The sequence below is a fragment of the Phyllobacterium chamaecytisi genome (assembly GCF_020164455.1).
GTDB lineage: Bacteria > Pseudomonadota > Alphaproteobacteria > Rhizobiales > Rhizobiaceae > Phyllobacterium > Phyllobacterium chamaecytisi.
In genome coordinates this window covers 60,689-86,009 of the sequence record NZ_JAIQWW010000022.1, presented here as the reverse complement: position 1 = coordinate 86,009, position 25,321 = coordinate 60,689, and the positions used below count along the sequence as shown (strand labels likewise).

Annotated in this window: 23 protein-coding genes and 1 pseudogene; 12 read left to right on the top strand and 12 right to left on the bottom strand. The window is 55.9% G+C overall.

The genetic code is table 11. From position 1 onward, the window contains the following. Positions 1–188: 188 nt before the first annotated feature. The 4 genes from LB462_RS26155 (at position 189) to LB462_RS26140 (ending at position 5,437) form a co-directional block, all read left to right on the top strand. Positions 189–1,001, top strand: coding sequence for a transporter (locus LB462_RS26155; protein WP_224514140.1), 813 nt, complete (start codon positions 189–191; stop codon positions 999–1,001). Between the two features lie 90 nt (positions 1,002–1,091). Beyond that, entirely contained in the window at positions 1,092–2,522 is a 1,431-nt protein-coding gene (locus LB462_RS26150) for a DUF1254 domain-containing protein (RefSeq protein WP_224514138.1), read from the top strand. Positions 2,523–2,585: 63 nt separating this feature from the next. After that, the gene (locus LB462_RS26145; protein ID WP_224514137.1) at positions 2,586–4,106 is read left to right on the top strand and encodes a DUF1254 domain-containing protein; all 1,521 of its coding nucleotides are present in this window, start codon (positions 2,586–2,588) and stop codon (positions 4,104–4,106) included. A gap of 506 nt (positions 4,107–4,612) precedes the next feature. Beyond that, complete coding sequence (locus tag LB462_RS26140) at positions 4,613–5,437, top strand: isocitrate lyase/PEP mutase family protein (RefSeq protein WP_224514134.1); 825 nt, start codon at positions 4,613–4,615, stop codon at positions 5,435–5,437. 229 nt (positions 5,438–5,666) lie between these two features. Here LB462_RS26140 and hisD read toward each other — a convergent pair whose 3' ends face one another. Further along, on the bottom strand, positions 5,667–6,950 hold the full coding sequence (gene hisD, locus LB462_RS26135) for a histidinol dehydrogenase (RefSeq protein ID WP_224514133.1): 1,284 nt from the start codon (positions 6,948–6,950) through the stop codon (positions 5,667–5,669). A gap of 170 nt (positions 6,951–7,120) precedes the next feature. Here hisD and LB462_RS26130 point away from each other — a divergent pair, with 170 nt between their 5' ends. From LB462_RS26130 to LB462_RS26110, 5 genes are all read left to right on the top strand, one after another. Further along, on the top strand, positions 7,121–7,669 hold the full coding sequence (locus LB462_RS26130; protein ID WP_224514131.1) for a cupin domain-containing protein: 549 nt from the start codon (positions 7,121–7,123) through the stop codon (positions 7,667–7,669). Positions 7,670–7,770: 101 nt separating this feature from the next. Further along, the gene (locus LB462_RS26125) at positions 7,771–8,811 is read left to right on the top strand and encodes an ABC transporter substrate-binding protein (protein ID WP_224514128.1); all 1,041 of its coding nucleotides are present in this window, start codon (positions 7,771–7,773) and stop codon (positions 8,809–8,811) included. Between the two features lie 123 nt (positions 8,812–8,934). Then, a complete protein-coding gene (locus LB462_RS26120; protein WP_224514118.1) occupies positions 8,935–10,002 on the top strand; it encodes an ABC transporter ATP-binding protein in 1,068 nt (355 codons plus the stop codon). Next, positions 9,999–11,180: an ABC transporter permease gene (locus LB462_RS26115; RefSeq protein ID WP_224514116.1), complete on the top strand. Its 1,182-nt coding sequence runs from the start codon at positions 9,999–10,001 to the stop codon at positions 11,178–11,180. The genes LB462_RS26120 and LB462_RS26115 overlap by 4 nt, the downstream gene beginning before the upstream one ends. Beyond that, on the top strand, positions 11,177–11,971 hold the full coding sequence (locus LB462_RS26110; protein ID WP_224514115.1) for an ABC transporter permease: 795 nt from the start codon (positions 11,177–11,179) through the stop codon (positions 11,969–11,971). Before LB462_RS26115 ends, LB462_RS26110 begins: the two co-directional genes overlap by 4 nt. A gap of 153 nt (positions 11,972–12,124) precedes the next feature. Here the strand turns inward: LB462_RS26110 and LB462_RS26105 are convergent, their stop codons facing one another. The 10 genes and pseudogenes from LB462_RS26105 to LB462_RS26070 all read right to left on the bottom strand — a co-directional run bounded on the left by LB462_RS26105 (position 12,125) and on the right by LB462_RS26070 (position 19,654). Next, positions 12,125–12,637 (bottom strand): isoprenylcysteine carboxylmethyltransferase family protein, encoded by a 513-nt coding sequence (locus tag LB462_RS26105; protein WP_224514113.1) that lies wholly within the window; start codon positions 12,635–12,637, stop codon positions 12,125–12,127. A gap of 68 nt (positions 12,638–12,705) precedes the next feature. After that, the gene (locus LB462_RS26100) at positions 12,706–14,943 is read right to left on the bottom strand and encodes a bifunctional diguanylate cyclase/phosphodiesterase (RefSeq protein ID WP_224514110.1); all 2,238 of its coding nucleotides are present in this window, start codon (positions 14,941–14,943) and stop codon (positions 12,706–12,708) included. A 316-nt stretch (positions 14,944–15,259) separates the two neighbouring features. Continuing rightward, a pseudogene (locus LB462_RS31620) lies at positions 15,260–15,440 on the bottom strand (ISL3 family transposase); the annotation flags it as partial. 12 nt (positions 15,441–15,452) lie between these two features. Then, the gene (locus LB462_RS31820; protein ID WP_444359184.1) at positions 15,453–16,166 is read right to left on the bottom strand and encodes an ATP dependent DNA ligase; all 714 of its coding nucleotides are present in this window, start codon (positions 16,164–16,166) and stop codon (positions 15,453–15,455) included. Positions 16,167–16,293: 127 nt separating this feature from the next. After that, entirely contained in the window at positions 16,294–16,704 is a 411-nt protein-coding gene (locus LB462_RS31815) for an ATP-dependent DNA ligase (RefSeq protein WP_444359183.1), read from the bottom strand. A gap of 678 nt (positions 16,705–17,382) precedes the next feature. Continuing rightward, complete coding sequence (locus LB462_RS26090; protein ID WP_224514108.1) at positions 17,383–17,631, bottom strand: hypothetical protein; 249 nt, start codon at positions 17,629–17,631, stop codon at positions 17,383–17,385. A 359-nt stretch (positions 17,632–17,990) separates the two neighbouring features. Next, positions 17,991–18,245 (bottom strand): DUF982 domain-containing protein, encoded by a 255-nt coding sequence (locus tag LB462_RS26085; RefSeq protein ID WP_224514106.1) that lies wholly within the window; start codon positions 18,243–18,245, stop codon positions 17,991–17,993. A gap of 51 nt (positions 18,246–18,296) precedes the next feature. Next, positions 18,297–18,935: a hypothetical protein gene (locus tag LB462_RS26080; RefSeq protein ID WP_224514104.1), complete on the bottom strand. Its 639-nt coding sequence runs from the start codon at positions 18,933–18,935 to the stop codon at positions 18,297–18,299. 85 nt (positions 18,936–19,020) lie between these two features. Next, a complete protein-coding gene (locus LB462_RS26075) occupies positions 19,021–19,299 on the bottom strand; it encodes a hypothetical protein (RefSeq protein WP_224514103.1) in 279 nt (92 codons plus the stop codon). A 67-nt stretch (positions 19,300–19,366) separates the two neighbouring features. Further along, on the bottom strand, positions 19,367–19,654 hold the full coding sequence (locus LB462_RS26070; RefSeq protein WP_224514101.1) for a DUF1236 domain-containing protein: 288 nt from the start codon (positions 19,652–19,654) through the stop codon (positions 19,367–19,369). Between the two features lie 263 nt (positions 19,655–19,917). On the opposite strand from LB462_RS26070, the gene LB462_RS26065 reads away from it, so the two are divergent. Beyond that, on the top strand, positions 19,918–20,313 hold the full coding sequence (locus tag LB462_RS26065; RefSeq protein WP_224514099.1) for a DUF1236 domain-containing protein: 396 nt from the start codon (positions 19,918–19,920) through the stop codon (positions 20,311–20,313). Positions 20,314–20,378: 65 nt separating this feature from the next. Continuing rightward, positions 20,379–21,110 (top strand): DUF1236 domain-containing protein, encoded by a 732-nt coding sequence (locus tag LB462_RS26060; RefSeq protein WP_224514097.1) that lies wholly within the window; start codon positions 20,379–20,381, stop codon positions 21,108–21,110. Between the two features lie 79 nt (positions 21,111–21,189). On the opposite strand, the gene LB462_RS26055 is transcribed toward LB462_RS26060, so the two are convergent. Further along, a complete protein-coding gene (locus tag LB462_RS26055; protein WP_370637304.1) occupies positions 21,190–21,903 on the bottom strand; it encodes a Hint domain-containing protein in 714 nt (237 codons plus the stop codon). Positions 21,904–22,915: 1,012 nt separating this feature from the next. Here LB462_RS26055 and glf point away from each other — a divergent pair. Next, on the top strand, positions 22,916–25,297 hold the full coding sequence (gene glf / locus LB462_RS26050; protein WP_370637303.1) for a UDP-galactopyranose mutase: 2,382 nt from the start codon (positions 22,916–22,918) through the stop codon (positions 25,295–25,297). Positions 25,298–25,321: the final 24 nt, after the last annotated feature.

Genomic DNA, 25,321 nt, shown 5'->3' with positions numbered 1-25,321 from the left:
AGGTTACAGTAAGATACTCCCCGCAGGAGTGGCGCTCCGATAGGTTTCACTGCACCAAGGATCGCAAGTGTTGTGCATGGCTGCGGCAGCACTGATGGTCGGTTTAACAGTTACGTACTTCTTTCTATCGCCGCTACCTGCAATGGGTTGGAACAGCCGTAAAGGCAGTTGTGTAATGAGGACAGGGGATGTTTATGACGATCTTGCGCTTGGGATTTCTATCCGCTTCGGTAGCCTTTTATGCGCTTACTTTTTCGGCGCAGGCGCAAGAGAGTGCAGCGGACCTCGCCAAGAAACTCTCCAATCCCATCGCGTCGCTCATCAGCGTACCATTCCAGGGCAACTATGATGGCGGCTACGGCCCGGACGATGGCAGCAAATACACCATTAATGTTCAACCCGTCATTCCGTTCACCTTGAACGAGGACTGGAACCTCATCTCTCGCACCATCGTGCCGATTGTCTGGCAAAACGACATCGCAGGACCGTCCGGCGATCAATTCGGGCTTGGGGATACGACGCAGAGCCTGTTCTTCTCGCCCAAGAAGCCCACCTCGAGTGGTATCATTTGGGGCGTCGGTCCCGTCTTTCTTTTGCCGACCGCGACGGACGACTTGCTTGGAGGCGGGAAGTGGGGCGCGGGCCCGACGGCCGTGGCCCTCAAGCAATCCGGTCCTTGGACCTATGGTGCTCTGGTGAACCACATCTGGTCGTTCGCGGGTGATGACGATCGTCAGGACGTGAACTCGACGTTCCTGCAACCCTTCATTTCCTACACAACACCGAAAGCGTGGACCTTCGCGCTGAACACCGAGAGCACCTATAATTGGGAGGCCGAACAATGGTCCGTTCCCATCAACTTCACGGTCGCCAAACTGGTGAAGGTCAACAAGCAACCAGTTCAGCTCATGGCAGGTGTCCGCTATTGGGCACAAAGCCCGGACAACGGCCCTGACGGCTTCGGTGCACGCTTGGCCGTTACGTTCCTGTTTCCGAAATGAGAAAGACCAGCGCCGCCTGCCGGTATGAAAGAAGACCGTTTTGAAACGCACGAATTCAATGATTCATCCTGTGACAAAGGGGTACGGCAAATGTTGACAAAACGAGATCTACTTCGCACCGCAGCGGCGATCGCCGCGGGAGCCGCGATTGCAAGGCCAAGCCTCTTAATGGCGCAGAGTTACCCTGACATCATCGAGGCCAAGGACATCGCTGAGGAAGGCTTCATCTACGGCCTGCCGCTGGTAATGAATTATGCGGTCATGCATGAGTTCGCCGTCGATCCGAAATCCAGCCAGTTCAAGGCACCGTTCAACCAGATCGACAATATGCATCATGTGGCGACCTATGAAGATACAGCCATCGTCACGCCGAACAGCGACACGCCATACTCCATTCTGTGGCTGGATCTGCGCGCCGAGCCGATGGTGATCTCCGTGCCGGCGGTGGAGAAGGAACGTTATTATTCGGTGCAGTTGATCGACGGCAATACCTATAACTTTGGCTATATTGGCAGCCGCGCTACGGGAAACGATCCGGGTTCCTATCTCGTGGTCGGACCCGACTGGAACGGCGAGAAGCCCACTGGCATCAAGCAGATCTTTTCCTCGACCACCCCGTTCGTATTCGCCAATTTTCGGACGCAGCTAATCAACGTCGAAGACCTGGCGAACGTGGAAAAGGTGCAGGCCGGCTACAATGTGCAGCCGCTGTCGGCCTTCCTGAAGCAACCTGCACCCCCGGCCGCCCCGAAGATCGACTTCCTGCCGGCGACAACGCAGGGCATCAAAGACAACTTCTTCGACTATCTCGATGCCGCGCTTGCGTTCGTGCCGCCCACGGAAGAGGACAAGGCCATCCGTGCCAAGCTCGCCCGTATTGGTGTGGGCCCGGATAAATCATTCCATTTCAAGGACCTTCCGATTGCTCACAAAGTGGAAATCGGCCTTGGGATGAAAGAGGGTGATGACAAGGTCGCCAAGTTTGCGGCGAGCGGAAACAAAACCATCAACGGCTGGAGTATTGGTTCATTCTTTGGCGACCGCAGCTTTTACAGGGGAGATTGGCTAAAGCGTGCCGCCGCTGCCAAGGCGGGTATGTATGGCAACGATGCCGTGGAAGCCATGTATCCCTTTACCCGTACGAATGCGACAGGCGAAACACTCGACGCCAGCAAGCACAACTACACGATCACCTTCCCCGCAGGGCAACTCCCGCCGGTGAACTCCTTTTGGTCGGTGACGATGTATGACGGCAAGAGCCAGCTTTTGATCAAGAACCCGATCAATCGCTACCTCATCAACTCGCCGATGCTGCCGGGTATGAAGAAGAACGAGGATGGTTCACTCACTCTCTATATCCAGAAAGACAGCCCCGGCGCAGACAAGGAGGCAAATTGGCTGCCTGCGCCCAACGGTACCGCCTACATCGTGATGCGCCTGTACTGGCCGAAAAGCGAAGCCCCTTCCATACTGCCGGCGGGTGAAGGGACATGGCAGCCTCCCGGTATCAATGTGGCGTAATAATTATCCCCGACCGTACTGATGTGTGGTGCCCGAAGAGGCGCCGTCAATTAGGAGAGAACTATGATACGCATGACGAGGCTGCTTTGCGCGACCGCCGCAATGGTGCTGATGGGCTTGGGCACCACTTCCGCCGATACGGCGCCGAAGATGAAAATGACGACGCCGATACCGGGTTCCATCATCACGCCGGAGAGTTTGGACACCAGACTTGGCAAACTGAACTTTTTCGATGGCTTCCCGGATGACGCCACTTCGGAGAAGATCTACGACAATCTCGACTTCATGCGCGGCGTCGATGCCTTTCTCAATGCCATGCCCGGCGCATCGGTCGAAGCCCTGAGAGTTGGATTGGCCAGCCAGGGCGCCGACAACAACCAGACCATTTTGATCTTCGAAAACCTGATGGATTCGCGTTCACTGTTCCTGACCGGCAACACCGAAAGCATCTACAATCTCATGTGGCTGGACACCAAGGCCGGCCCGCTGGTCATCGAGACGCCGCCCAACATTCTCGGCATGATCGACAATCACTGGTTCGAATATGTCGGCGATGTCGGCAATGCCGGCCCTGACAAGGGCAAGGGTGGAAAATACCTGCTTTTGCCGCCGGGTTACGAAGGCGAGGTCCCCCAAGGCTATTTCGTTTTGCGGACGTCAACCTACGGAAACCTGTTCTTCTGGCGCGGATTCCTCGAAAATGGCAGCACCGCAACCGCGGTCGAAAACACCAGAAAGTTCGCCAAGGTCTATCTTCTTTCGGACGCTGCCAACCCGCCAGCAATGAAGATCATCAATACCTCGGGCAAGGAATACAACACCATCCATGCCAATGATTTCCATTTCTACGAGGAAGTGAACAACATCGTCCAATCCGAGCCGAACGAGGCCTATCACCCCGAAGTACTGGGACAGCTCGCCGCCATCGGCATTGAAAAAGGCAAACCGTTTGCGCCCGACGAGCGGATGAAGAAGATCCTCACTGAAGCCGTGGCCGTCGGCAATGCGACGGCGCGCACCATCACCTTCAAGACCCGTATGAAGGACGCCTATTATTATCCGGAAAGTGCCTGGTTCACCGGCTTTGTCGGCGGCAGCTACGAGTTTCTTCTGCAGCCCGGCGTTCGCTATCTGGATGCCCGTGTCCTGTTCCACTATTATGCGACGGGAATCACCCCGGCCATGGCGATAAAGCGCGTCGGCATCGGTTCGCAATATGCCGGTGCCACGACCGACAAGGACGGCAAGCCGTTCGATGGCAGCAAGACCTATAAGGTGCACCTGCCGCCTGACATTCCGGCAAAGGAATTCTGGTCGTTCGTTGTGTATGACAATCAGACCCGTTCGATGCTGCAGACTGATCAGCAATTTCCCAGCATTGGCAGCGACAAGAAAGACATTGTGATCAATGCGGACTCTTCAGTCGACGTATGGTTCGGCCCGACAGCACCGGAAGGCCATGCGGCCAACTGGGTCCAGACAGTTCCCGGCAAGGGCTGGAACGTTCTTCTTCGCCTCTATGGCCCTCTGGAGTCATGGTTCGATAAGTCCTGGAAGCCGGGCGAGTTCGAAATCGTCAGGTAGGGAGCGCTAACGGCAGCGGCCTGTCCGTCATAGGCTCGTCGACGTCGCCAGCCTGTGCGGCAACAACAAAGTGTGTGATGGAGGCTCCCTCGAAGGCTCGGGACGGACGTCCAAAGTTGCTCAATGTTTCGTCTGGAACTTAAACTTCGGCAGCCACATTTGAGCAGCATTGGGTTTGACCCTCAAAGCCGTCACGATGTCTGCAGATGGCCCAAAGCGCACTCGTCGTCCAATCCCCGATATCGGGCCGTGTAGTGAGGAGGACCTGTCGCAATCAGCCGCACGGACCACATTTACGCGACCGTTGCCGGCGACCGGAGGGAGGGAGGAAGGAAGGGAGGATTGACGTTCTGATCTTTGCAACTGTTTGGATTTATCGGAATGTGCGTCTTTCCAGATTTCGTGCTGGATAAGGCGGGCTACCCTTTTGTGCCCAATGGGCCGCCAAACCGCATCTCAGGAGCGGTCGTGCAATGCTCGGGACCAGCATCAGGATGGGATAGAAGATGGAAGACAAACGTACCGCATTTCGCAAATTGCACAAAGGACCGGGCGCGTTCCTCATTCCCAATCCTTGGGATGTTGGGACCGCCCGGATTTTGGCTGCCTTGGGTTTTCCCGCACTCGCCACCACCAGCGCTGGCATGGCGTTCTCTCTGGGCGTCGCGGAGGGGACCGTGCCGAGAGAGGAAATCTTGGACCATTGCCGAACCATCGTGGCAGCAACACCCCTCCCTGTCTCGGCCGACCTTGAAAAAGGCTTTGGCGACAGTCCAGAGAGTGCTGCCGAGACAATCCAAGCTGCTGCCGGAATTGGCCTCGCGGGGTGTTCCCTCGAAGATCATACCGGTCGGCGCGATGATCCGATCTATGATTTCACACTGGCGGTCGAGCGCATCGAGGCCGCTGTGGAGGCGCGCCGATCCCTCTCCCATGATTTTGTGCTGACAGCGCGCTGTGAGAATTTTTTGTGGGGCCGGCCCGATCTTGGTGACACCATCCTGCGACTGCAAGCTTTCGCAAGGGCCGGGGCTGACGTAGTCTACGCACCTGGCCTTAATGACCTCAGCACGATCCGATTGGTTTGTGAGGCAGTGACGAAGCCGGTCAACATAGTAATGGGAATGCCGGGAACAACATTCGGCGTGTCGGAGCTGGCGGAGGCGGGTGTTAAGCGCATCAGCGTCGGTTCGGCTCTGGCGAGGCTATCCTTCGGCATGTTCGTGAATGCGGCGCGGGAAATGCGGTCAGCAGGCACTTTCTGCTTCTCGGAGCAGGCTATGGGATTCGCCGAATTGGAGGGATTTTTCACCGGAGCGACAAAGGCATGAGAAGTCGCGGAATTCCTAAAACCGCTACGTGTCGGGAGCTAACCCGGAGCGGAAGTTCGCGTGATCGCGGCCGTTGCGGACACGGGTACTGCGTTCGAACACAAACCTGATTCCGGCCAGTCGAAGGACCGAATGTCCCTGGTCGATCTTTGCAGGAGTTTGAAGTTGCAAAGGCCTGCTCGGCTAATGAGCTGCGGCGACTCGATGCGCGATCCTGAGACGGAAGCCATTATTGCCGGCTCAGTCGAAGCGCCGCGGCCCGGCGATGGCCCTCCATACCCTCTGTGCGACTTTGCCGTACTGAGGGGGGAGCGACCGCGGCCACACCGCGCGCGTCGAGCCATTGGTGGGTGCACACCTTGACGTAGGAACCTACCCAGAGACCTCCGGTGTAACGTCCTGCGGCCATGGTCGGAAGCGTGTGATTCGTCCCGCAGCACTTGTCAGAGTACACAACGCTGGCAAGTTCCCCGATGAAGAGCGAGCCATAGTTGCGCAATTTTCCTGCCGTAGAATGGGCATCGCGTGTGTGAACCTCAAGGTGTTCGGCCGCGATGTGGTCCGAATACGCGATCATTGCGGCTTCATCGGCACAAACGGTGATCTCACCGTAGTCACGCCAGGCGACGCCGGCGACGTCGGCCGTGGGCAGTGTTGCCAGCTGGCGTTCCACCGCCTCCAGTGCAGCCTCGGCGAGTTTTTGATCGGTTGTGATAAGGCCAACCCGGGTCCTGACATCGTGTTCGGCTTGCGCCAGAAGGTCGGTGGCGATCATCTCCGCGTCGCCTGTTTCGTCGGCAACGATATAAATTTCGCTGGGGCCTGCCAATTGGTCGATGCCCACCTGGCCGAACACCTGCCGCTTGGCTTCATTGACGTAGGCGTTGCCGGGTCCAACGATCTTGTCGACGGCGGGAATGGTTTCGGTGCCGAACGCCATGGCGGCAATGGCCTGCGCACCGCCCACTTTGAAGATCCTGTCGGCACCCGACAAATGGCAGCCGGCAATCATGGCCGGATGGGCGTTGGGCGGCAGGCAGGCGATGACATGATCGCAGCCGGCAACCTTTGCCGGCACGATAGTCATGACGGGTGCAGATAGGATCGGATATCGGCCCCCGGGCACATAGGCTCCAACAACCTCAATCGGAATGACGCGGTGTCCGAGGTGTAGTCCCGGAAGGGCGTCGAATTCGAGCGGAAGTAGGGTTCGCAGTTGCGCTTCGGCGAACGCCTTGACGCGCTCAATGGCAAACTCAGTGTCTTTCCTGGTCTGGGGATCGAGATTGGCAACGGCTTCCAGGCGATCCTCGTGGCTCACCTCGAATGTGACTAGATCGGACCGGTCATAGGTGCGTGCATATTCTCCGACGGCATCGTCTCCGCGTGCCCGCACATTCGCAATGATGTCCTTGACCACGGCCTCAATTGCAGCAGTATCCGAAATCGAGACAACGTCTGGCTGCTTGAGATGATTTATCCTGTCACCGAATTGGCGGGAGCGGTTTGCCATTTGGATCTCCGGGTTGCTTGTTGGAGGAATGTCGTCACAATCGGGCACCCGCCGCGTTACTGCAATTGCTGGCGGAGCATCTGTTCAGTATATTCACCAAGGCGGCGCGTTGTGTACGTCGTGTGGTGACAGGCTGTTTCGATGAGGCACTCCAATCTTGGGAACATCCAATGCCAAAAATCGGCGTCAAATTGAAAGAGATGCGGCGCAGGCGCGATTTGGGCGTGCGAGAGCTGGCAGTGAGGTCCGGAATCTCCCATTCCACCATTTCCCTGATCGAGCGGGACAGGATGAGTCCGTCAATCGACACGTTGAGCGCGGTGCTGGACGCGCTCGGGACGACGCTCCCCGGGTTCTTCAGCGATCTTCAGTCGAGCCTGCCATACACACCGTTCTACGGAGGAGAGGAATTGGTAGAGATCGGCAAGGTCGACACCATCTCCTACCGTGTCATCGGGCTCAACCATCCTAACCGGCAACTTCTAATGCTGCACGAGACCTACGCGGTCGGCGCTGACACCGGAGAAGCCTTCGCGCATGCCGCGCAGGAGGCGGGAATGGTGATCAAAGGTGCTGTGGAAGTGACCGTTGGCGGCCAGAAAAAGATCCTGAACCAGGGCGATGGGTACTATTTCGACAGCCGGCTCCCCCATCGCTTCCGCAACGTCGGCGAGCAGAAGAGCGAGATCTTGAGCGCGATAACCCCGCCGACATATTGACTTGGAATGGTGATTTTAATCACCGCGGCGCTTTATCAGGCTTTCAATCGAGTCAAACTGTGGTTTCTTAGTTTGGTCATAGAAAAACAAGGGGAATGACAATGAAAATTCTGAACGCAACGTTGATAGCATGCGCGTTGGCGACCGTCGGAACAGCGACCGCTGAAGCCCGTGATCTGACAGTCGTGTCTTGGGGCGGGAACTACCAGGACGCTCAGCGCAAAATCTATTTCGAGCCTTTCGCAAAGCTGGCTGGAAAGCCGCTGCTCGATGAGAGCTGGGACGGCGGATACGGCGTGCTTCAGGCCAAGGTGAAAGCGGGCGTTCCAAACTGGGATGCTGTCCAGGTTGAGGCCGAGGAACTTGCGCTTGGCTGCGCGGACGGCATTTACGAAAAGGTCGACTGGGACAAGTTGGGCGGCAAGTCCAAGTTCTTACCCGCTGCCGTCAGCGATTGCGGCGTTGGCGCCATCGTTTGGTCAACTGGAATTTCCTACGATGGCGACAAGTTGAAACAAGCGCCGGCCTCTTGGGCCGACTTTTGGGACACGAAGAAGATTCCCGGCAAGCGAGGCTTGCGCAAAGGAGCGAAATACGCGCTCGAATTCGCCTTGATGGCGGACGGTGTGGCTGCCGATGAAGTTTACTCAGTCCTTGCTACCCCGGAAGGCGTCGATAGAGCCTTCAAAAAACTCGATGAGCTGAAGCCGAACATTGTCTGGTGGGAGGCCGGAGCGCAGCCGCTTCAGTTGCTCTCCTCGGGAGAGGTGGTCATGACGACTGCTTATAACGGTCGTATCAGCGGTTTGAACCGGTCCGAAGGCAAGCACTTCGGCTTTGTGTTTCCGGGCAGCATCTATGCTATCGACAGTTGGGTGGTGCTGAAGGACAGTCCCAACAAGGACACGGCGATGGACTTCATAGCCTATGCAAGCAAGGCGCACAACCAGTCTAAATTGCCCGAATACATCGCCTACGGACTTCCCAACATTGAGGCAGGCGAACTCGTGCCTGCAAAGTTCCAGACCGAGCTTCCGACGTCGCCGGACAATCTCAAGGGAGCGATTTCCCTGGATGTTGATTTCTGGACCGACAATTCCGAGGCCCTGACGCAGCGGTTCAATGCCTGGCTCGCGCAATGACTTTGTCCTGCATGAGCGCTGAGAGATACGCGGTCCTGCCTTCACTGTTGTGACGGACAGGCCCGCGGTTTGTCGGAGCCGTCGCCATTGCGCATTGCTTCCCGAGAGCCGAGGTGATCGACGTTGAACAATCCATTCATCCGCTTGGAGGAGGTCAGCAAATCCTTCGGGCTCCTCACCGTGGTCGAGGGACTGAATCTTGAGATCGGCAAGGGGGAGTTCATCAGCCTGCTTGGTCCCTCCGGTTCGGGCAAAACGACGATACTTATGATGCTTGCGGGTTTCGAGAATCCGACAAGCGGCGCGATCTGGGCGGGCGGCAAACGAATTGACAGTTTGCCGCCGCACAGACGCAATATGGGTGTTGTCTTCCAGAATTATGCGCTCTTCCCGCACATGACGGTTTCGCAGAACGTCGCCTTCCCCTTGAAAATGCGCAGCCTCCCGCGTGCGGAGGTGAAGGAGCGCGTGGGAAAGGCGCTCGATATGGTGCAGCTTGGTTCACTTGCCGAGCGGCGTCCGTCACAGCTGTCGGGCGGACAGCAGCAACGGGTTGCATTGGCACGTGCCCTGATCTTCGAGCCAGAAGTGGTCTTGATGGACGAGCCGCTCGGCGCACTGGACAAGCAACTGCGCGAACAAATGCAATTGGACATCAGGGATCTGCATCGGCGGCTCAAGCTGACGATCGTCTTTGTGACGCACGATCAATCGGAGGCGTTGACGATGTCGGATCGCATCGCGATTTTCAATCGCGGAAAAATAGAACAGATTGGCAAACCCTCGGATATCTACGACCATCCGAGCACGCAATTCGTCGCGGAGTTCATTGGCGAGACAAATCTGGTCTGGGGTACGGTAAAAAGCATGGAAGGTGGCACGGCCCGTGTCCAGTTGCCCGCCGGCCAGCAGGTTCTCGTTGAAACAGCCACGGACCTTGGCCCAAACAGCAAAGTTTGCCTGTCGATAAGACCCGAGCGGATAAAGGTGGGACGCCGCGAGGCTGCGGGCAACAACATCACCGCCGCCGTCTCCGATATCGTCTATCACGGGGATCATTTGCGGCTGATTGCACGAAGCGACGGCCAGTCGCTGATCATCAAGACGGACCGCAGCCAGCCCACGCTTTCGATTGGTGATGAGGTGCAACTTTCCTTCCTGTCGTCCGATTGCTGGGTGGTCCGTCCATGAATGCGCCAAGGCTCAGCAAACAGGTGATTTCCCTGGCGCTTGTCGCGCCGCTGTTGCTGTTCCTTATTGTTTTTTTTGCGTTGCCGCTCGTCACGATGATGAAGTCCGCTGTGTCCGACCCGGTGGCGGCACGCACGCTCCCCGCCACCGCGAGATCGGTTTCGAGCTGGAATCGCACCAGCCCCCCAACCGTCGAAATGCAAGCTGCTTTCGTTGCCGACCTGCGCCAGATCAGCGACGACCAGTTGTTCGGGGATCTTGTCCGGCGGCTGAACAGTGCCAAATCCGGCTTTCGCACCTTGATGCCCAAAACGCGTAAGGCTGCTTTGGACACGGCCGGAAGCATTGATCTTGTTGCGCTGGACAAGCGATGGGGTGACATTTCCTACTGGCAGGCCGTCAGCGTGGCAGCATCTTCGAAAATCACGGACCGCAATCTTTTGGCAGCAGTTGACCTGCAACGGGACGCGTCCGGTGCAATTGCCTCCGTTCCGGCTGATGCTTCGGCGAACAAGGCCATCATGCTGCGGACATTTGTGATGGCTTTGACGGTGACAGGGGCGTGCGTTTTGATCGGTTTTCCCTTCGCCATGATCGCTGCCTCGGTCGATGGCTGGAAGCGCCAATTGTTGCTGGGCGCGGTGCTGCTCCCGCTCTGGACGTCATTGCTGGTGCGAACCGCGGCATGGTTCATCTTGTTGCAGGACAGGGGGCTGATCAATTCGGTCTTGATGCAATCGGGCGTAACGTCAAGTCCGATACCGCTGATCTTCAACCGAGCCGGCGTCATCATCGCCATGACCCATGTCCTGCTTCCCTTCATGGTGCTTCCGATCTTCAGTGTGCTGATCGGTATCCCCAAAAACCTGATGCCGGCCGCGGCGTCGTTGGGCGCTCATCCCGTCAGGGCATTCTTGAATGTCTTGCTGCCGCTCGGGCTGCGCGGCGTCGTTTCTGGTTCGCTCCTGGTATTCATGAGCGCGCTCGGTTACTACATCACGCCGGCCCTGATCGGTGGCGCGAAGGATCAGATGATCAGTTCGGTGATCGCCTACTACGCCACGGGCGCAGCCAACTGGGGCATGGCAGGGGCGCTCGGGCTGGTCCTCCTGGCGGCCACGATGATCCTCTATGCGATATATCTCAGACTTTCGTCAGAACGGGAAACGAGTCCGTGAGCGTGTTGCGTTTTTCGAAACTGATTTTCGGTTCTGCGACCGTCTTCTTTCTGATCGCACCGCTGATTGCGATCCTGCCGCTCGCTTTCACCGACAGTGTCTTCCTCAACTATCCCATTCCAGCTTACTCAACCCGATGGTTCGTTGAGCTGTTCACCGCCGGTGTGTGGCAGCGGTCCATCATCAACAGCCTCATCATCGGTTGCGGCACCACGGTGCTTGCGACATTCCTGGGAACCGTTGGTGCCCTCGGACTGCGCGACAAGCAGCTTTCGCTTGTCCTTACGACAATCAAGACGGTTTTTCTCTTGCCGATGGTGGTGCCGGCGGTGGTGCTCGGCGTCGGCATGCAGCTCATGTTTGCTCGATATGCTTTGACCAACACCTATCTTGGGGTGATCATAGCCCACACTGTGGTGGCGGTGCCCTTTGTCGTTGTCAACGTCCTGGCGGTATTGCAGGGGATTGATCGCCGGCTGGAGCAGGCGGCAGCCAGTCTCGGCGCAGCACCCGTTACGGTGCTGAAACAAGTAACCTTGCCGCTGGCGCTCCCCGGTATCGTATCTGGGGCTGTTTTCGCTTTTGCGACGTCGTTGGACGAAGTCGTGCTGACGCTGTTCGTGGCGGGGCCAAACCAGCGGACACTCGCACGGCAAATGTTCTCCACGATACGGGAAAACATCAGCCCGGCGATCGCCGCCGCGGCCTTCGTTTTCATTGTCGGCACGGTGTTGATTGCGATCGTTGTGAACTTTTCGCGAGGTACCAAACGGGCGAAGGAGGTGAGATAGGACACATGATGGCCAAACGTCTTGCTGCCAATCAGCAATGATTGCCATGTCAAACGAAGCTTATCCATACAGCCCGTTTCTGTGCATAAGCTGGAAATAACCAGCCGGTGCTGGAGATGGCTCCCTGAAAAGTCGTCGGAATACGAACGTGCATCAATACTGGGGGAAGTGGACACGCATGGCTTTTTCCTCCTGACCAATCCGAACCAAAAGCGGGATCAGATAGAGAGGCATGCCTACGACAAGCGTCCAGAATGCATGGAGCGTGAGCGCAAATCCGATGAGCTCCGGAAGGATGTTCAGGTAATAATTCGGATGCCTGACAAGACGGAACAGCAGGGACGTAACCAGCACGTGATTTCGAGCGATGATGAGTTTGACTGTCCATTGTGGACCAAGGCTCGCAATCACCACTATCAGGAATATTGCACCAACAAGATAGATGGCCAGTCCGAGCCAAGTGACGGTGTCTATACTGTGGTCAGTGAACGCGTATTCGATGATCGCACACAGATAAAACGCAACATGCGCGACAGCCAGGATGTTTGAGTTGGTCTTGCCAATCTCCGTGGCGCCGGCAGCTTTCAGCTTCCGCTCATTGCTGATCGAAATGAGGAGCGTTGCCACCCGAAATACAACAGCAAGAGTGATAAACAAAATAAGCATCGCAGCCTCTTGCTCGTTAAGAACCTGTTCGTTCTGACCGTCGAATCATCGCATCTGTCAGCTGTGTTCTATAATGGATTCCCACCACTTTTGTCGTGCGCGGTTGGAAAAAGCGGATCAAGTGAACCAGAGACGCGCAGCAGGCGTTCGATACCCGCCGCGGACATAGGACGGGACAGAAGAAAGCCTTGAAGATCATCGCAGCCGATCTGGCGTAGGTAGTCACTTTGCTCGGTTGTTTCCACGCCTTCCGCTGTCGTACGAAGACCTTTTGCGTGGGCAAGATTCACAATGGCTTTGACAATGTCTTCGTCATTGGCCGAGCGGCCGAAGCCCTGAACAAAGCTTCGATCAATCTTAATGCGATCGACTTCAAGCTGCTGCAGTCGTCCAAGTGACGAAAAGCCCGTTCCAAAATCATCAAGCGCGATGGTCACACCCAATGCACGAAGCGCCCTGATGTTGTGTTCACAATGTCCGGCGCTGTCGGTAAGAGTACTTTCCGTAATCTCCAATTCGAGCCGGCGAGGATCCATTCCGATTGCCGATAGCAGTTTCGCAACTTTCATCGCATAGGCCGGATTTCTCAATTCGACTGCCGACACGTTTACGGCGAGGGTCTGGATTGGCCATGATCGCGATTCCGCGCAAGCCTGCCGCAGAACACGTTCGCCCAACGCTTCGATCAGGCCCGCTTCTTCCGCTATGGGTATGAACACTTCCGGCGAAATCCAGCCGCGTTCCGGATGTTGCCAACGCAGGAGAGCCTCAACCCCGGTGATATGCTGTTCCTCGGCCGAATAAAGCGGTTGATACTCAATCTGTATCTGGTTTTCCGACTTCACGGCCTTGCGCAACTCCCGTTCCAAGGCACGGCGCTGCTGCAACATGGCGTCCATCTCTTTACCAAACATTGCAAACCGGCTTCGACCGGCGGTCTTTGCGTGATAGAGCGCTATATCGGCCTTTCTGACAAGCTCGTCGCCCCCAGTACCGTCCAGTGGCGCGGTGGCGACGCCTATGCTTACGCCGATGAAGATATGGTTTCCATCGATATCGAATGGATACCGGACAACGGTTATTATTTGCTCGCACAGCGCTTCGAGCGCCGAAAGTGGTCCGAAGTTGGGAACAATGATCGTGAATTCATCACCGCCGACCCGGGCCATGAAAGTCTTCTGGTCGATGATGTCTTTGAGGCGCTTCGTGAACTGCCGGATGAGCTCATCACCCACCGGATGTCCGAGCGTGTCGTTGACCTGCTTGAATCTATCGAGATCGAGATACAGCACTGCCACCGAGGCATTCCTGATGGTTGACAGTGCCTCATCGAGCTTATCGTTGAAATGTGCCCGGTTGGGCAGACCGGTCATGGAATCATGCAGTGCGAGAAAGTTCATCCGCTCTTCGCTGTCGCGCAGCCTGGCGGATCTCAGGCGTAGGACCGCCAGGAGGACCGCCATGATGCCCAACATCAACAGCACAATGCCGACAAATGCCGGGCCAATTTGCGTCATGACCGTGGAACCGGGGCGATAGGGCTGCCAGATAAAATATCCAATGGTATTCCCGGCGGTGGACCGAAGTGGATAACTGTATTCGCCTGCTTGCAATGTGTCTTGTAATGCGTATCGCAGGCCATCAAAAAGATAGTCTCGTTCAAGGTCTGCGATGAAGCTCTTGTCCAGATAGCGAACGGACACGTGCAGGTAGGTTTCATCAACCGTCTGTAAAACGTTGCCGCTATCGGAGACGATCGGTTTGACGCTGACGATTGCCGGCCGGCTGCCAAGTGTGACGATTTCCGAGGCGCCTGCGCTCAATACCCGGTCACCAAATCCGTCGGGATCGGGATTGCGCAACAGTTCGCGAAGCTTCGACGCAAGCGGGGCGACGCTCGATCTGGCAATGTCATACACGGAACGATCGATCTGCTTGCCATCAGCAAAGGCGTACAGAACATTGTCTTTTCCGTCGAGAACATAGACCGCATCATGACCAAAATACGTGGTCATCCAGCCGCCAAGATTGTTGCTCAGCCACTCCCCATTGTCGGGAATTTTGACCTGGCGTACCGCCTCATCCCAGACGGTCGCGCTTTCCTGATCGTGAGCGATCGAGAACTGCGCCTGCGATAGTACCAAGGCGAGCAGCCGTTCCTGCCGCTCAACGGCAATCTGATCAGTCATCCGACTTGACCATGCGAGCAGCGCGAAAATTGCAACGCAAACAGCCATGGCAATGCCAAAAATTGGCAAAGTCGCCCTGAACAGAAACTTTGGTGACGTCGAGGCAGTATCAGTCATTAAAGAGAGCTCGCATTTCGGCCGTTACATCAAGGTACTTAGTCGAAAAGAGGCGGAGACGATAGCCAGCGCGAGATCGGCGATGACGCTACCTGCATAGGTGAGTGGCGAAGGTATCGTCGATCAAGCACCAGCCGATGGGCCAGCTGCCATGCTCTCCGCCATTCTGTTCCGCCTGGAGGTTCTGATCCGTAGCGCGAGTGTCACTTTGCTCTTAAAGGGGTCTTTCTGTGGTGTTCGGCATGTTTGCACGCCAGCATGCGTGCGCTGAGAAGCATCGATGTGACGGCGTAAGACCCGGGGCAAGCGCCAGAACGGTATTGAGCCATTGCGCAGTATTCGATGCACTCCGGTCTTCAGGATTTCCACGACCGAGCGACGCTCGAGGTCGACTAATATCGTACCGTACCGCCATGAACGTCGCCAGCTCCGCTCAACTATGCCGACGACTCGAACGGGACAAGTGCGCAAGCGGCGGCGGCGTCCCGCCTCAGCTGTGCAGGATCGCATCAGTCATACCCACGGCAACAATCCCGACACCTCCCCGAGCCGGAGGCCCATCCAAATCTATGGGCACGGCTCGGGTGGTTAGGGTAGAGCGCGTCCGTCGCATTTTCGGTTGGCACGATAATGGGGTAGGCCGGATGTCCCGACCTGCCGGATACGCAATACGAAAGCAGGCCGGGTGCCGACCCAGTGGCACTATGGTCAGCACCCAAAGCGTGCGCCTCTATGGTTAACAAAAGGTGAGTCTCGCCGCGGAGTTTCCCGAAGGGGTGGGTGAGATTACGACGAGCCTCTGTTGCCAGGGTGGTTATCAATGCCTGCCGGACAACGTTGCCCAAACTCCGATTAAAGTGATTGGTTCCCGTCCATCGTGTGGATTCAGCGCTATCAGCAACGCCCCTTAGCCCCTTAAAGGATGGATGGTGCAGTTTTCCATCACGCCTCCAGGAACCACAGGATATCTCGGCGACCAATGTTGGCTCCACGAAAACGTATTTTTTCCCCTTAATGCCGTTGGCTGCGGGAACGGCGACGCGCATGCCGTCCGGTGGAACCCTCAAGTCTCGTGCAAGTTTTGTGGAAAAGCCGGTGCCGACATGGCCGACATAACCAAGCCGTCGTTCTTGCGCGCAGCAAGCAGCAAGCTTGCGATGCTGCCGCGAACCAGAAAGGATGGCTCGTAGCCGATGACAACGAAACTTTCGCTGTTCGAGCATTTGATTTTCAGCCAGTCGATCGACCGGCCAGCCAGCCAGACCCATAGGGGCTGTCCTTACGCTTGGCAATATCCCCTCAAGCCCATGAGCGCAGGCCGAACGCAGCAAAGCCGCTGCGTCATCAGTCTCAATCTCTTCCGACAGACGGTATCGCCCCTGTCTCACCTTCCAGGAACGTTTCGAGCAGACGTCGCCGTGACGACAGCTCAAGGCCCCTTAGGTCGCGGCCATCGAAATAGAGCAGATCAAAGGCATAGAGCACAGCCTTGTGAGCCGCGCGGGTTGCACGCCGGCCGCCCAGATCCTGTTGCAACAGGCCAAAGTTCGGCACGTCCTTGGCATCGAGCACGACAGCTTCTCCATCAAGAATGAACCTCGCGGGACCGAGAGCTCTTGCTGCATCGTCGATCGCAGGGAAATAGCGTGTCCAGTCGTGGCCACCTCGAGTAATGATACGAATTTCGTTAGGCTCGGCGTGTACCGCAGAACGATAGCCGTCCCATTTGACCTCGTGGGCCGAGCCACCCCCGTTAGGCACCTTTGTGGCGAGGGTCGTCAGTTGAGGTTCAATACGCGTTGGCAGGGGATCAAGCGCAAGCTGTGGTTGGCGCTTCTCACGCGGCTTGATCGGTTTGCTCTTTGGTGGTGTGGCTCTTCTCCTTTAAGGGCCCGGTCAAGGACGCTTTAGGTCCTGCTGACCGAGCTGCGGGGCCATGGTGGACCCCATTGCCGACGGGTGGTGTCAGCAACCTGAATGATAGCATTTGGCAGACGTCTCGAGATCGGACCAAAGCCTATGAGTAGATATCCAAAGACCTACACGTCCTTGTGTAAGGAGCATTTGGATTACAAAAACATTGGATCTGAGAGCTCCAAATAAGCTATCGAGGCAATTAAAGCGGCAAGGGCGAGACCGATACATACGATCAGAAGGTGATGGCGATCAGGCATTGTAGCCCGATCATTTTCAGGGTCGTCCTCAAATTGTATTCGCATAGGATCACTCCTTTCGAATGGCCTGGCCATCATGCATCTCAAAAATGCCGTGCTGTCCGCCTTGTTGGTTAAAATCGAGTTCGAGTTCATCCCAACGGCTAAGGAGCTCTGCGCATGTGTTGCAATAAATCGGCGTGTGGCTTTGAACTTCTTTGGGGATTTCCAAATAGATCGTACCGCAAGTCTTGCAATCCAACTCTGATCCAGACGTTGCGGCATGCTAGCCATGATGTTTTCCCGATACGGTCGCAATACGGGCCACCAAGGCTTCCTGATAGGCTGCTGCTGAAGCAATAACCTCCACGTCGCGAAGGCCGCGGTCAAACAGCGTCATCACTCTTCGCGCGAGACGATCCGTGTCTTGGTGATCTCGATTGCGCTGAAGCTTTCCGGACGCCTTCAGCAGCGCGCCCTGCATGACCTTCCAGTCATCGCTTGTATAGTAAAATGTTTTAAGGCCCCGAACCATGACGAACCTCCCGCCACGACACGTTAGGCGAGAGCTCGTTCGTCTCTCAATCGCAGGTCTGCCACGACTAGGTCCAGCGACAATAACATTAAAAAACTGATTGGCGGACGCGTCAATGCTATGTCTGCTGGCGGACATTTTGGAGCGACCCTGTGTTGCGGGGCGTTCCGCGAGCAACAGTTCCTGGTTTTTCCGGAGAGGCGGAAAAACCCGATCAGCTGGAAGGGTAAAGTCAGCTGATCGGGCTGTTAGCCAACCTGAATGGCCAATCCCGACCGGGACGTGTCGGGATGTAAAGTTAACATGGAGTCCGTGACGTCAAATCGGACCAAAGGCCTAGTCAACAATAGTCAAAAGCCCTAAAGCCGCTGATGTGTAATGTAGATACCCGCCTCTTTAGCAGCTTCAATGAAGGCCTCCCTGCAATCCGTGCACGTCATCTTGCCATCCAGAGCGTCCAGGCAGGCCCGTTTTGCCGCCTCGAATTTGTCGCTGCCCTTTTGAGACCAATGTTCAATCAGCCATAATGCGGCCTCGCCGACCGAAGCGATGTTTTTCGTGTTGCCAGCTTCATCGGCGGCAATGGTCACATAAGGGAAGGGAAGCTTGGACATGTCGACAAACGCGCAACCTTGATCGATGTTCCTTCTCGTTTTGCCTAAGGTTCAGCGGTCGAACGATCGCAATCTTGATTCATCGGATACTGTCGCGGTGCGATTGATGATCGTACGCCCTTTCGCGTCTTTCATCACGTAGCGACCATCCTTGATACGTTCACTCATTCCGTTCCAGTGTCGAACTTCCATCGCGGAACCGTCGATCGCTACGCTTTCGGCGGGGGTGGATGGGGCGATTTTCCCGCTCTGAACATTGCCGCTGTTGCCAGCACTGGTGTTTGTGCTGTCGCTGCCGTTGTCTCCGCTGGTACCACTGTCTCCGCCGCTGTCGCCCTTGCGACCGCCGTTGTTGCCGTTGTTGCCACCATCTCCACTATTGCCACTGTTGCCTCCTGCATTAGCGCTGCCCTTGTCGCCGCCATTCCCACTATTACCGCCCTTACCTCCGGCATTCCCGCTATTGCCACCGGCATTCCCGCTGTTGCCGTTGTTGCCGCTATTGCCGCCGCCATTGCCGTTGTTGGCACCACCGCGGCCTGCGCCTTTGCCGCCATCTTTTGCCCATGCAGACTGTGTATGAAGCTCGAGGGAGTGATTTTCGAGTGTTACTTTATAGGGCACTGTGACGAGGCCCAACGCCAGGACCGCGCTGCAAAGAGGGGGAAGCCTCTTGATATGGGTAAGCATCGTGGCCTCCTATAAGTTTTCGACAAGCAGTCTGTCGAGAACTGGTCCCTGATGGCACGCTGCCGGGAAAACCAGGGCTAACGGCTCAGTCGTCATCCGAGGGACTGATAATCGTCAGGTCAGCCAGCGTCTTTGCCAAGCTCCTGGCTGCATCTCTGGTGATCTGTTCAGTTTCACATTCGATGCCATTGATTACAACATTTACCCGGAAGATGTCGTGGCGCGGATCGGTCGCTCTCCGCATCAAACGAAGATAAACGCCGCCTAGTTGATCAGAACTTACGATGACAATATGGGTTCGGTTGCCCTTAACGACGGGCAATTCAAACGCGTGGGGGACTCTCAACTCGTCCTTCTTTACCATGACCCAGCGCTCCGTTCAGTTTGTGGCGCGCGGACTGTGATGCCGATGACATTCCATTTCAGGGACATCACTTCGACATGTAGACGACCTTCCGGTCCTTCATCGATACGATGACCGGTTGCTTATCTATGTAGATATAGCCGTAGTCCGGACTGTCGGGGATCGGCACCAGCTTGACGTCCTCTGGCACTGCAGTGCCAATTGCAACATCGCCCTCGACGACCACCGGGTCGGTCGGATGTGCGATAACATAGTCGCGCGCCGGCTGTGGCACATCGATAACCACTGCATCCTGCGCGAAGACGCCACCAGACACCGCAAACATCACGGCCGTGGCAAGCAAGATCCGTTTCATGATGACTCTCCCTTGTGGAATCGTTCCCTTCGGCTGCCACAACTTGTGGCCTTGAGCTTTGTTCCGCCGGCGGCCCTTTGTCCAAGGATTTCAGACCTTTGCCGTGTATGCATCAGACTTTCGACCGATCCTGAAATCGGACTGAAGCCCGAAATCGGAACGGCGCACCTGCGATGACGTTTGCCCTTCAGCTTTGCCGTCCACGCAGGACGAGCCAAGGGCAACGGACAGCAAAGCCGGACAAAGGACGAAAGGAAATGATTATGTACAAGAAACTGATCGTAGCCGGGGCACTGGTGCTTGGTTTTGCAACCGCTGCCCCTGCGCAGGAAGGCACCGTTAACGGCGCTGCCGGTGGCGCTGTGACTGGAGCAATCGTTGGCGGCCCCGTCGGCGCTGCTGTCGGCGGCGTTGCCGGTGCAGTTGTTGGCACCGTGCTCGCTCCGCCGCCGAGGAGAGTCGTTACATATGTAGAACAGCAGCCAATCCCCGAGAGTGAGGTGGTTGTTAAACAGAAAGTGGTTGTCGGCGAGCCATTGCCTAACAGAGTCAAGATAATGCGTATCCCGGATAATCCGAAATACGCCTACGCCGTGGTCAACCATCAACGTGTGATCGTCGATCCTTCCAACAGGACCGTGGTTCACGTTGTGCACTAGCAAAGGGTAAGTGGAAGAGCGCCCAGGCGTTCTTCCACTTTCGTTAAACTGGAGGAGTTAATCCCATGAAGAACATCATTTTGAAAAGTGTTCTCGTCCTTGCGCTTGGCGTTGCACCGGGAGCAGGGCTTGCGCAAACTGAAATGCTGAAAAAGAAACCCGGCCAGCAGACCGAGGGCCAGACAGGGACCCAGGAACAGGACGCAACAACGAAGTCCCAGACCGAAGGTCAGACTGGCACTCCAATGAAGAAGAGCCAGCAAACGGAGGGACAGGCGCAAGCTCCGGCCGACCAGGACACGAGCACCAGCACTGGACAAAAGGTTGAAGGTTCAACCGGCACCAAGTTGAAGAAACAAGGCGAGCAGGCCACCCAGGACAAGGCACAGGCTCCGGCAGATCAGGGCACTGCCAGCAAGAAACAGACGCCGGAGCAGACTGGCACGACCACGACGCAAGGCACAGCCAAGACCAGTAAGCCAGCGTCTGGCGATGATACGGCCAAGTCCTCGAGCCAGACTTCGAACGAAACGACAGGTAGCGTCAATGTGACGGCCGAGCAGAAGACGCAGATCAAGCAGGTCATAACCGAAACGAAAGCTGAACCGGTTCGCGACGTGAACTTTGAAGTGAACGTTGGCGTGGCCGTTCCGCGAACCGTCGAGCTGCAGCCGCTGCCGCCGCGCATTGTCAAGCTTGTCCCCAGATATGAAGGCTATCGCTATTTTCTGCTGGCCGACGGCAGGATTGTTATCGTCGACCCAGACTCGCTGGAAATCGTTGTCATAATTGCCTAAGATCTAAGCCGTACAAAGGGGTGGCCGTGGGCCACCCTTCGATGTTCAAAGACCTTTCAATACCTGCAGCCGACATATATCAATTCACAAGCTGGCCGGTCCGTGCCGCGATTCTCGTGTAAGCCTCCTGTATCGGGTCGTGCACCTGAACAAAGCGCGAAATGCCAAGACCTAGAAGAGCCCTCAGGTGTTCTCGTCCACCTTCATAACCCACGATCGGCGCGAAAGGGGTCATGGCAAGGCGGGAGTGGCCTGGATAGAGGCGCTCAAACTCAGCAAAGTTTGTGAAGTTCTCATGATTGCTGCCCCTGAGTAGAAAGGACTCGGCGGGAGCACCCTCCGCCAGAATTACTTCATGGGTGTCAAGTACGATTTGCAGGTATTCTATTTTCTCCTGCTGTGTAGGGAGCGCGGGCACAATCGAAATGCCGTTGACAAGTTCCTTCACCCGGATGAGAACTCCATCGATCAACAGAGCGTGGTTCGGGGAGAGATAAAGATCGCTGTGCGGCGTCCGATCATCAATGGCGTGGCGTGAAATGCGGATTGGCATCACGCTGTCATTCCAGGATGGGCCGGCCATCTTGTAGGCCCGGCGACCAATCCACTTGATGGCAACGGCTTCGCCGCGCACGGTTTCAACAAAGTCCCCGATCTTGAGATCTTCAATGTGGGTGCTGCCCTTGGGGGTGCTGATAGATGTGCCACGGAGGAAACAGTTGTGGCCGCCTCCCTTTGGACCATTGCCGTGTTTTTCCTTCGGCTTGGCTTGAGCTGGCAAAGCCGAAATCATAGCGGCTGTGCTGCTCATGGCCACAAGGCGAGCGCTGGTGGCAGCGATGACGCCAAGGAAGTGACGTCTGGCCCGACTGGGCGGAAGATGACACTGTGGAGTTGAAGACATGGTTTCCTCCTTGTGATTTAGCGTACCCTCCCAGATACTGCTTACCAGCTTACATCAGGGGTAACCTCAACAGCTCTCAGGATTTGTGCGTATGAAGTGACCAAATGAGCGTACGTATTACCGCAAAAGAAGTAACGCAGGCGACAGGCTACTGCTTTCGAAGGCAGTACTCGCCCTTGCCGAGGCCACCCCGGATGGAATACAGCCTGGCGTAGGATGACTGCTCATTCAACTGCATGAACGCGTCGGGGCGATGTGAAGTTTAGCTGTGACCATGGAAACATTGGCTCCATGAATTCTAAGTAGACCAGCCAGCCAGTTACGCCGGCAAATGCAAGGTCGATACAAAATAGCCCGGCGTAGTGGTGATAGAGCAGATTATTCCGCGCGTCTTTGGGATCGTCGAAATCGATTCGCACAGGATCATTCCTTGTGTATGATTTGGCCTTCATTCATTTCAAAGACGCCGTGGCCGTTCCCTTAAAATGGAAATCTATTTCCAAATCTCTCCATCTCCCAGCATCCTGTCACATGCCTAATTTTTCTCGCTACAATCGCATGTCATCTGGTGGACAATCTGGGTCATCAAACGAATCCACCCTGGGCGTTTTCAATGCCTACGCCACGCATGCGCATGTTTGTCGGCATAGACGAAGAACAGGCGTGTGACCTAACGTTCCGGCATTGGGTCAACAGTATCGTCGGTATTTTGGGCGTAGGTTGACCAACCTTCAAACGTCATGTCGATGAGGGTGAGCCCGCCAAAACGACAGTTCGAGCGTTGCAGTCATTCAAAGGAACGTGGGACTAATTGTGCGATAGAGTACACTTGGCTTCGTTTAAGGAACCTAGTTGGTAGCCATCGGTTCGCCAAGGTCAAACCTACCAATTAGGAGCCCTGATGAACATCCGAGAAAAATCCACTGTATTTCAGTACAATAACGCAAACGAACGCGGCCCGCTCATATGTTTTTCCCACCTTCGATGGGATTTTGTCTATCAGCGCCCCCAGCATCTCATGGAGCGGTTTGCGGTCCATCAACCAGTATTCTTCTTTGAAGAAATGATCGGCACAGATCACCATGCGCCCTACTTCGAATTTCACACATTTAAGGGTTCTCGCGTCAAGTGCATTCGCCCCCGCATTCCTCATACATATTCAGCGACCCGGACCCGGGATGCGTTGGAGGAAATGGTGCGTCAGTTGATTGACTTGAGCGGGGGCCGAAACCCAACCTTCTGGTTTTACACGCCGATGATGTACGATTTCGCACGGAAGATCGACGCCGAACTGGTGATTTATGACTGCATGGACGAACTGGCGAATTTTTTAGGCGCGCCGGCGCGTCTGCACGCATTGGAAGCCGAATTGATGAGAAGAGCGGATGTCGTATTCACAGGTGGATACAGTTTGTTCGAAGCAAAGCGGCTGCTTCACGATAACATTCATCCCTTTCCTTCGGGTGTCGACATTGAGCACTTTCGCATTGCCCGCAACGGACCTTCCAAACTTCCTGGCGCGACAACCACAGATCGTCCGAGGTTGGGGTATTGTGGCGTGATCGACGAACGCCTGGATTTGGCATTGATCGCGGCGACGGCGGCCGCTCGACCGAACTGGACTGTTGTCTTGATTGGGCCAGTTGTCAAAATCTCCCAAGGTGATCTGCCGCGTGCCCCCAATATTCGCTACGTCGGTCAGGTCCCCTATGCGGACCTTCCCGCCCATCTCGCCGGGTGGGATGTGGCGATTATGCCTTTTGCATTGAACGACGCGACGCGTTTTATAAGTCCAACAAAAACGCCTGAGTACCTTGCCTCGGGGCGACCCGTCGTCTCGACGCCGGTTAAGGACGTGGTTCGTCATTATGGCGGAGTGAAAGGCGTATTCATCGCCGACGATAGTCAGGAATTTATCGAGCTCTGTGAGAGGGCGCTTTCACTCAAAAAATCGGATGATTCTTGGTTGGTGCCAGTTGATGAAATTCTTGCGTCCTGTACCTGGGATGAAACCTTCAACCGCATGAACAGCCATCTCGATGCTGCAATGGTTCGCAGGGCGGAATCTGTTCAAAATCTTTCCCGTCCGTCGATCCGTCGGCAAAGTCGCCCAGGCCAGAGGTATGACTATCTCATCGTCGGCGCTGGCTTTGCCGGCTCAGTGTTGGCGGAGCGACTGGCCTCTGATGGTGGCAAACGCGTGCTATTGTGCGATCGTCGCCCCCACGTCGGGGGCAATGCTTACGATTTTCACGATGCCAGTGGCATCCTTGTCCACAAATACGGCCCGCACATCTTTCATACCAACAGCGACGCAATTTTTTCCTATCTGTCCAGATTCACCGCTTGGCGGGTTTACGAACATCGGGTCCTTGCGGATGTGGGGGGAATGCTGCTTCCGATCCCGATCAACCGCACCACGCTCAACGGACTGTATCAGCTCGATCTTGAAAATGACGGGCAAGCTGCGGCTTTTCTGGCCAGTCGCGCGGAAAATCTACCGGCGATCATTTCGTCAAAAGATGCCGTTGTCGCCACTGTCGGTCGTGATCTTTATCGTACTTTTTTCGAGGGATACACACGCAAGCAGTGGGGTCTTGACCCCTCAGAGCTCGATAAATCCGTCACCGCGCGGATTCCGACACGCACAAACACCGACGACCGTTATTTTCAGGACAGTATCCAGGCCATGCCCCTCCATGGCTATTCTCAAATGTTTGAGAATATGCTTGACCTTGACAATATAGATATTCTGCTGGAAGCAGAGTTTTCTGATGTGCGCAAAGAATATGAGGCAGCTCATACGATTTTCACCGGGCCAATCGATGAATATTACGGTTATAGGTATGGAGCGCTGCCCTATCGAAGCCTGCAGTTTCAACATGAAACGCACGATAGGCGACGTTTCCAACCTGTGGGCGTGATAAACTATCCATCAGAAGAAATTCCGTATACCCGCATTACAGAGTACAAACACCTCACCGGACAAGTTCACCCGAAAACCAGCGTGAGCTATGAGTTTGCTTGCGCAGAGGGGGACCCGTACTATCCGATCCCGCGTCCGGAAAATCAGGCCCTTTTCAAGCGGTACGAGCAACTTGCCAAGGCAAGCCCAAATGTCACTTTCGTCGGGCGTCTGGCCACATACAAATACTACAATATGGATCAGGTTGTCGGCCAAGCCTTGGCTACCTATCGCCGCTTGAAGAATTTCACAAGCGGTGAAAAACTGGCGTCCCGATCAGAGCAAGTGTCCAAGGCTTGTTCCCCAAGCGCTGAATAGTCCCATCGTCCTTTGCGTGAGGGA